This window comes from Microbacterium sp. BF1, from assembly GCF_019279095.1.
GTDB classification, from domain to species: domain Bacteria; phylum Actinomycetota; class Actinomycetes; order Actinomycetales; family Microbacteriaceae; genus Microbacterium; species Microbacterium maritypicum.
This window is the reverse complement of the sequence record NZ_JAGYWT010000083.1, coordinates 1-7412: the sequence shown is the minus strand read 5'-3', so window position 1 is coordinate 7412 and position 7412 is coordinate 1. Positions and strand designations below refer to the sequence as shown.

Genomic DNA, 7412 nt, shown 5'->3' with positions numbered 1-7412 from the left:
ATCGCACGAACCCGACCGGGCAGATCGCCGGCTGGAAAGCTATCCTGAATACCCTGTCCATCACCTACGGCGACCGCCTAGGAATCAACTAAGCCGAAGCCCCGTACACAAAGGAACGGACAGACCCACCTTGTCGGCCGCGCCCGGTACGGGTGGCGCAGCCTCACTGAATTCCAGCTCGAGACGATCATGGAACGAGTCGAAGACCTCGAGACAGAGTTGAACAACGGCGAGCCGTTCGCACCCTCGAGCGCAGGCACCGTTCCTGCAGGCCGCCCGCTCGAGTGACACAGGCTGCAGCTGCGGCGTAGCTTGGACAGAAGGGACCGGAGGACACCATGGAAACATTCGACGTCGACGAGCGTTGGCCAGAGCTGTTCACACAGCTGAACGAGGCGCAGCGCACCGCCGTGATCCAAACCCTCGCGTCCTCCTGGCATGAAGGCTGGGAGCCAAACCGCGAGGACGTCGAGAACCTGACCGACCACGCCCGCGGCGCGATCGACACGGACGAATATCTGCGGCGCGCAGACGCCGCCGCAGAGCGTCATCGCAAGGCCCACGCGATCGCCAGCTGATGCCGTTCGACACGTGGGAGTCGTACCTGTACCCGGGCACGAACACCCTGCGCAACCGGTTCGACGAGCGCGATGCCTCAGTGCTGCACGCCAAGGAGTACCACCGGGCATCGCTTCGCGAGTATCAGCTGCGCATCGGCGCCGTCGAGCTCCCGCACACCTACGACGCGGAGCACCTGCGAAACATCCATCGGCACCTGTTTCAAGACGTGTACGACTGGGCGGGGGAGTACCGCACGGTGAACATGATGAAACCAGGCGCGGCGCGCGGCTTCGCCGACGCCGGCTCAGGCGAGATCGATCAATACCTCAGCGACGCCGCCCGCATCGTGCAGCGCGTCGACTGGCCCTCACTCAACCGCGACGACTTCGGCGCCGCGATCGCGGACGTGTACGCGCACGTCAACCAGGCCCACCCGTTCCGGGAAGGCAACGGACGCAGCACGAAGCTCTACCTCGAGCACGTCGCCGAGCGCTCACCCTTCCAGCTCGAGTACGACAAGGTGCCCCGCGACGTCTGGAACCGAGCAGCGGAGCTCAGCCGCCCCGACCTCGGCTCTTACAAGGTCGTCCCGGCATCCGTCGTGCCCGTCTTCCGGCACATTGCTACCGAGCGACCGACGCCGCAGCCCACGGCCGCCCCGAAAAAGGCTGAGCCTCCGAAGGATCGCAGCATGCGCGGCACCGAACGCTACCGGGGCGGCACCCGTGACAATCGCGCGCCAGGTCGAGGACCTCGAGGGATCGAACGATGACCCCGGCACGAGTGTCCACCGCGCGCATTCTCCTGACCGCTATGGCGATCGCCGCACTCACCGGGTGCACGCCGACGAGCCCCGAGCAAGCCACACCCGAGAGCCCGTCTACACCGGTCGTTGTGTCCGCGAGCGAGGCGGCCGAGGTCGTCGCCGTCGTCGACGGAGACACGATCGACGTCAGCACCGCCACAGGCGACACCGCCCGCGTTCGTCTGATCGGCATTGATGCACCCGAGATCGGCCGGGACGGCGAACCAGGGGAGTGCTACGCCACCGAAGCCCGCGACTTCCTGGATGAGCTGCTGTACGGGCGCGCGGTCGAGCTGCAGAGCGACAACACCCAAGCCGAGACCGACAAGTACGGACGTCTCCTGCGCCACGTGGCCGTCGACGGGCGCAGCGCAGCCGTTCTCGCGCTCGAGGCCGGCACCGGACACGAATACACGTACGAGGCGCCTTACATCGGCCAGCTCGAGCACAGAGACGCCGAACAGGTCGCCACCAAAGCGGGCGCCGGCCTCTGGACTGTGTGCGACGGGAGGGCGCGATGAGTAACGACGGGTTTTCTGGTGCGACACCCTACGAAATCTGCCAGCGTTACGCTGCCGGGGTCATCGACCGCGTGCAGCTCGTCGACGAACTCATCCGATTCCCTTACGTCAAGGGCGGAGAGACAGACGGATTCGACTCGCTGATCGTCGACGAGCCGGGAACGTGGTCAGAGGTCGGCGATGCCGTCCGTCGCGGGTTGATTGAAGAAGACATCTACGAGGACGTGTTCACCCGCCGACACGGGACAGAGCCCGGGGGCGGGGACGACGGCGCCAGTTGGTCCGCCACGGTGCGCGCGGAGTTCGAGAAGGCCCGGGAAGTGGTGATGCGCCACAAGGCCGAACCACCATCGAGCGATTCCCTGTAACTGTGTCCAATTAGGGATCGATCAGAGTGGCGGTTCCTTGCCGTCATTCCGGAACTCATTCGGGGAATCCGGATTCGCGAGCGCAGCGCCCAGCTAATCTCTACCCATGAAGACTTCGACGAGTTACCTGCTCGGAGCGATCGCGTTCCTGCTCATCAGCGCGTATCTGATCCTCTCCGCCGAGTGGGCATGGCACACAGTCGTGACCGTCGTGCTGACGCTCACGGCAGGGGTCATCTACACGTTCTATGGAGTCAGGGAGAAGCGCAAGGAGAGCGCCGTCTCACCGGCCTCGGAGTCCGAGTGAGGATCGCTCCACCGCCTCTCGGGGGTCACTCCGATCCTGGCGCTGGCGGCGACGGCGGCGCCAGGTTCGGGGTCAGCGTGTAGACATTGCGCCCACGGAGACGTGTCGAGGTCGCTCCGGTTTCCTTGCTGGTTCCTTCGTGGATGAGGACTCCGTTCTCGACCAGGTTGCGGAGGCCTGCCTTTCGCGTGGAGTCGCTGATGCCGTACTCCGTGGAGATGTACTTGCGGGGGAAGGTCATTTCGCCGCCGTTCGCCTGTCCGTGAGTGCGGAGAGAGATGAGGTACATCACAAGTCCCGGGCCGGTCAGGTCGGGGGAGGGGAAGAGGATCCGCCATGCCAGCTCTGGGATCCGTCGGTAGGTGTCGCCGCGCTGGCCCGTGGGGATCGTGTACTTCTCGCCAGAGCGATCCTCGCGGAGCGCCCGAATAGTCGGCACGTCCCCGGACGCAGCGCCCGGCTCGATCGCGACGAGGCTGCGCTTTTCAAGCTCTTTCCAGGTGCTGCGGATGACGCGACTACCCGCACCGTCGGGGTTCTCGAGGTCGAGCAGCGCGGCCCAGAAAGATGCGGGTCTGTGAGAGGTGTGCTCCCCGCCACCAGCGACCCACAGAAGGCTGATGTAGAGCAGAACGCGTGTCTTTCCACCGCGGCCGCCGCCGCCTGTCCCGCTGCTATTGCTCAAGAGACTCGCCAGAGGATGCGTGACGATCCCCGCGGCATCGCGCGATTTGAAGAACGCGTCGCGGAACGGGCCTCCCCTGCCCTCTCGCCGCTGCTGGGCAACCTTGGCCGCTTCGAACGCTCTCTTCTGTGCGTGAGACATCGGGATTCTCATTTCTCGAATCGAAGGGGTAGACTGTGAACTACGAGGATATCATTAGTGGGTTGCGCTAGCGTAGGGTAATGGGTTGTTTATATCGCGATTTCGCTCGTTTTTCGACCCGCGCTCCTGTAACGTAGGTACTACCTCGAGCGGTGCTACCTAGGCCGCACGCGAATGCTTGGAGTATGGCCGCCCTCGTACGGTGGAGCTCCCGCAGGAGCATTGAGGCGCAGCACAGGAACCCCTCCGCCCGGGCGGAGGGGTTTTTGCTGCCTAGTTGTACTGACCGGACACGTTAGTCGGTACGGATCGTCGGGATCGATAACGTGCCGTCAATGCTTCGGCACGCACGTACATCGCATCGCGGACGGATTCTGGCGCTAGTACTTCGGCGTCCGTATCAAGCCGCCACACTGCCCACACCGCGTGGCGCAGGTCTTCGAAGGTCACGTCGAGGCGGATCCAATCATCCGGCTCCGGTTCCTCGGCCCGGACAGCGCTGGCATTCTCCAGCAGTTCCTCACGACGTGAGGTCTTGATGCGGACGACGACGGGGATGTGTTTCTCGGAGAGGAACTGTGCGGTGCGCTCGGCCCAGATGCGGTCGAGATCGACCTGCGCGGGGCGTTGCGCTGGTTCGGGGAGCGCTTCGGCGCTGAGCATCCGAGACAGACGGTAAGTCCGATCGTCTCCAGACCTCGTCGCCAGCAGGTAGGTGCGCCCGCGGACGGTGGCCAGTCCAATCGGATCGACGGTTCGACGACTCGGTGCTTTACCAGGTGCCGCGTAGTTGAATCGCAGCCGGCGGCCGGTGAGCACCGCGGCTCGGACCTCGCTCATGACGCCGTCGGCCAGGTCTTCGGTGGGGGCACGGCGAGAGAGCAGGTCGGTCTCCGGCTCCACGAGGAACCGTTTGGCCGCATCGCCGAGACTCACCTGGTGCCCCTCGGGCAGCGCGTCGACGACCTTGCGCATCGCCGAGGCTAGCGGTGCGCTGAGGCCGAAGACCTTCTCGCCGCGGTCTGATCCGGCGGTGAGCAGCGCGAGTGCCTCGTCATGGTTCAGCCCGGTCAGTTCGGTGCGGAAGCCGGGAAGGAGTGAATAGCCGCCGTGTCGACCACGGTCGGCGTAAACGGGGACGCCCGCAGTCGAGAGGGCGTCGATGTCGCGCAGCACGGTGCGCGTGGACACTTCGAGCTCACTGGCCAGCTGGTCGGCGGTTATTCGGCCTCGCTGGCGTAGCAGGAGCACCAGCGAGACCAGTCGGTCTGCTCGCATGCATCAATCTTTACCAGAAAACACGACACAAGGTGTCGTGATTCGTTGGGAGGCTAGTAGCGCAGCGTCGAGGACGGCGGCCATAGGGCGGCCGGGCGCTGCGGAACGAATGAACGGAGCAGCAATGGAACGCACGGCAGTAAATCCGGTGACGTGGTCGCAGGAGATGGGCTTCAACCAGGGCGAAGTCATCTCAGGGGAGACACGGACGCTGTACATCTCGGGACAGACAGCGATGAGCAAGGATGGTCGGCCCGAGCATGACGGGGACGTCGAGGCCCAGCTCGCGCTGGCCGTGGCGAACCTCGAGGCCGTGCTCGCCGAGGCCGGTATGTCGATGGAGAACCTGGTCCGCCTCAACGTCTACACCACCGACGTGGACGCGATGTTCCCGCACTACGGCGTGCTCGCCGGGAAGCTCGGGGCGGCAGGAGTCGCCCCGACTACCACGATGCTCGGCGTCACCCGCCTGGCGATCCCCGGCCAGATGGTCGAGCTCGAAGGAACCGCTGTCGCATAACGTTTCCCCCTTTTTGAACCTCATCTCGGACGGTCAGCAGAGTAACCCTGCTGACCGTCCGACAGTCCTAAGGAGTCCCATGTCCCACGCAAATGCCGCTCTGACTCCCCGCCACCGCCTCAAAGTCGCTTGCTTGGTCGTAGATGACGGCTGGCCGATCAGCGAGGTCGCCGCTCGCTTCCAGGTGTCCTGGCCGACAGTGAAGCGGTGGGTAGACCGCTACGCAAATGGCGAATCGATGCACGACCGGTCCTCGCGACCGAAGACCTCGCCGCACAAGACGCGCAAGGCGACGACGAAGCGGTGCGTGAGCCTGCGCCTGCGACTTCGCGAAGGGCCGGTCCAACTCGCGAGCAGGCTCGGAATCGCGCCGTCCACCGTGCATCGAATCCTCACGACCGCCCGGCTGAACCGGCTCGCATACGTAGACCGCGCCACAGGCGAACCTGTCCGCCGTTACGAGCATGACTACCCCGGGTCGCTCGTGCACGTGGATGTGAAGAAGCTCGGGAACATCCCCGACGGAGGCGGCTGGCGCTATGTCGGCCGCCGCCAAGGCGACAAGAACCGCTCCGCCACCCCAGGCAAGCCCCGCAGCAAGTGGCACAACCCCAAGCTGGGGTACGCGTTCGTGCACACCGTCATCGACGACCACTCCCGCGTCGCGTACACCGAAGTTCACGACGACGAGACCGCCATCACCGCCGTCGCCGTCCTGCACCGGGCGGTCAACTGGTTCGCCGACCGCGGCGTCACCATCGAACGCGTCCTGTCGGACAACGGCGGCGCGTACCGCTCCCTCCTGTGGCGCGACACCTGCGAGGAACTTTCGATCACACCGAAGCGCACGCGGCCTTACCGCCCGCAGACCAACGGGAAAGTCGAGAGGTTCCACCGCACCATGGCCGACGGGTGGGCCTACGCCCGCTGCTACCGCAGCGAGCAGGATCGCCGCGACGCCCTGCAGTCCTGGCTGCACCAGTACAACCAACATCGTCCGCACACGGCCTGCGGCAACCAGCCGCCCTTCTCACGATTGATCAACGTGTCCGGTCAGTACATCTAGCGGACGTCGAGGGTGACCAGGTGAAAGAGGAACAAACACGAGCGCTCTTTGTAGCGGTCGGCCTTTGCGGTGATGCTCAGGTTGGTTCCGACGCCGACCGTGTCCGATGTCGTGCCAACTATTCGGTTCTCGGCCCGTGCCCAGCGCCCAACCCGGAAGAAGGACCGAACAGCCACCAGCTCAGCTGAGGCTGGTCCGATATCTTGACCACATGGAATCTGTGTCGGGTGATCTGTTGCGGCTTTGCGGCGCGGGGGATGAAGCGACCGTGCGTGATCTAATCCGTCAGGGGGCAGACATTCACGTGACTGACAGCGACGGCGATGGGGTACTGCGGTACGCCATCGGGCCTAGGAACCTTTCTCTCTTCGAGTTCCTGTTGGATTCTGGGGCGCCTGCCGGGACAGCCAGCACTGATCTGGCCGGGGAGACGGGGTACAGCATCATCCATGCTGTCGCAGCGGCAGGGTGGGCGGGCGCACTGCGGCTACTGCTCTCCCATGGGGCAAACCCGAATGCGCGCGCTCTCAACGGAGAAAGGCCTCTTATGGCCGCGGCTGCGTGCGGCTCAGTGACGTGCGTCGAGATGCTCGAAGCCGCGGGCGCGGGCCTAGATTCCACGGACGGTGAGGGCGATACAGCTCTCTACTATGCGGCCAGCAAAGGGCAGCTAAGCGTCGTTATTGCTCTGTGCGAACTGGGGGCGGCTGTTGATGTTCTTCCCAATGTGTTCGGCCACACCGCTCTCTCGGTAGCCGCTTCGATGTGCTCTTATGGAAGCACCGCACCCCGCGAGGAGCAGGCCGACTTCCTTAGGATCGCGAGGTATCTGGCGCGTAATGGTGCCAGTGCGCTACCGATGTACGGCCGCGGCTATGCATTCGGGAGAGCCATCGACGACGGGCGGCAGGTCGTACCGCTGTATGACTTCGCCAGAGCGGTGCAAGCGTACGAAGACCTATATGTCGTATGGATAGATCGACGGGCTGGTGGCCTCGATTGGGTGTTCTTAGCGGAACGCCCCATCCGGTAAAGTAGTGCCCCATAAAGTGGTGTAGCCCGTGGTGGCCGGCTCGTCGATCGCGACGAAGTGCGGTCACCGCGTGATCCTTCGAGGAAACTCTCACATCCCACTCGAAAGGCATCATCACGATGACCGC

At 64.5% G+C, this 7412-nt stretch carries 10 protein-coding genes; 8 read left to right on the top strand and 2 right to left on the bottom strand.

Features of this window, described 5'->3' with window-relative positions; genetic code table 11:
* The first annotated feature begins 338 nt into the window (after positions 1-338).
* The 5 genes from KZA10_RS04835 to KZA10_RS04815 all read left to right on the top strand — a co-directional run bounded on the left by KZA10_RS04835 (position 339) and on the right by KZA10_RS04815 (position 2562).
* The gene (locus tag KZA10_RS04835; RefSeq protein ID WP_218682317.1) at positions 339-578 is read left to right on the top strand and encodes a hypothetical protein; all 240 of its coding nucleotides are present in this window, start codon (positions 339-341) and stop codon (positions 576-578) included.
* Positions 578-1333, top strand: a complete 756-nt coding sequence (locus KZA10_RS04830) for a Fic family protein (RefSeq protein WP_256934433.1) — start codon at positions 578-580, stop codon at positions 1331-1333. The genes KZA10_RS04835 and KZA10_RS04830 overlap by 1 nt, the downstream gene beginning before the upstream one ends.
* Complete coding sequence (locus KZA10_RS04825; protein WP_218682316.1) at positions 1330-1887, top strand: thermonuclease family protein; 558 nt, start codon at positions 1330-1332, stop codon at positions 1885-1887. Before KZA10_RS04830 ends, KZA10_RS04825 begins: the two co-directional genes overlap by 4 nt.
* Complete coding sequence (locus KZA10_RS04820; protein WP_218682315.1) at positions 1884-2255, top strand: hypothetical protein; 372 nt, start codon at positions 1884-1886, stop codon at positions 2253-2255. Before KZA10_RS04825 ends, KZA10_RS04820 begins: the two co-directional genes overlap by 4 nt.
* A 106-nt stretch (positions 2256-2361) precedes the next feature.
* A complete protein-coding gene (locus tag KZA10_RS04815) occupies positions 2362-2562 on the top strand; it encodes a hypothetical protein (RefSeq protein WP_218682314.1) in 201 nt (66 codons plus the stop codon).
* A 25-nt stretch (positions 2563-2587) separates the two neighbouring features.
* Here KZA10_RS04815 and KZA10_RS04810 read toward each other — a convergent pair whose 3' ends face one another.
* Positions 2588-3388 carry a hypothetical protein gene (locus KZA10_RS04810; protein ID WP_218682313.1) on the bottom strand — a complete coding sequence of 267 codons (801 nt, stop codon included), beginning with the start codon at positions 3386-3388 and terminating at the stop codon, positions 2588-2590.
* 273 nt (positions 3389-3661) lie between these two features.
* A complete protein-coding gene (locus KZA10_RS04805) occupies positions 3662-4666 on the bottom strand; it encodes a YafY family protein (protein WP_218682312.1) in 1005 nt (334 codons plus the stop codon).
* Positions 4667-4790: 124 nt separating this feature from the next.
* Here KZA10_RS04805 and KZA10_RS04800 point away from each other — a divergent pair, with 124 nt between their 5' ends.
* The 3 genes from KZA10_RS04800 to KZA10_RS04790 all read left to right on the top strand — a co-directional run bounded on the left by KZA10_RS04800 (position 4791) and on the right by KZA10_RS04790 (position 7285).
* The gene (locus KZA10_RS04800) at positions 4791-5186 is read left to right on the top strand and encodes a RidA family protein (RefSeq protein WP_012832594.1); all 396 of its coding nucleotides are present in this window, start codon (positions 4791-4793) and stop codon (positions 5184-5186) included.
* A gap of 79 nt (positions 5187-5265) precedes the next feature.
* A complete protein-coding gene (locus KZA10_RS04795) occupies positions 5266-6252 on the top strand; it encodes an IS481 family transposase (RefSeq protein WP_218682311.1) in 987 nt (328 codons plus the stop codon).
* Between the two features lie 106 nt (positions 6253-6358).
* Positions 6359-7285, top strand: coding sequence for an ankyrin repeat domain-containing protein (locus KZA10_RS04790; protein WP_306300792.1), 927 nt, complete (start codon positions 6359-6361; stop codon positions 7283-7285).
* Positions 7286-7412: the final 127 nt, after the last annotated feature.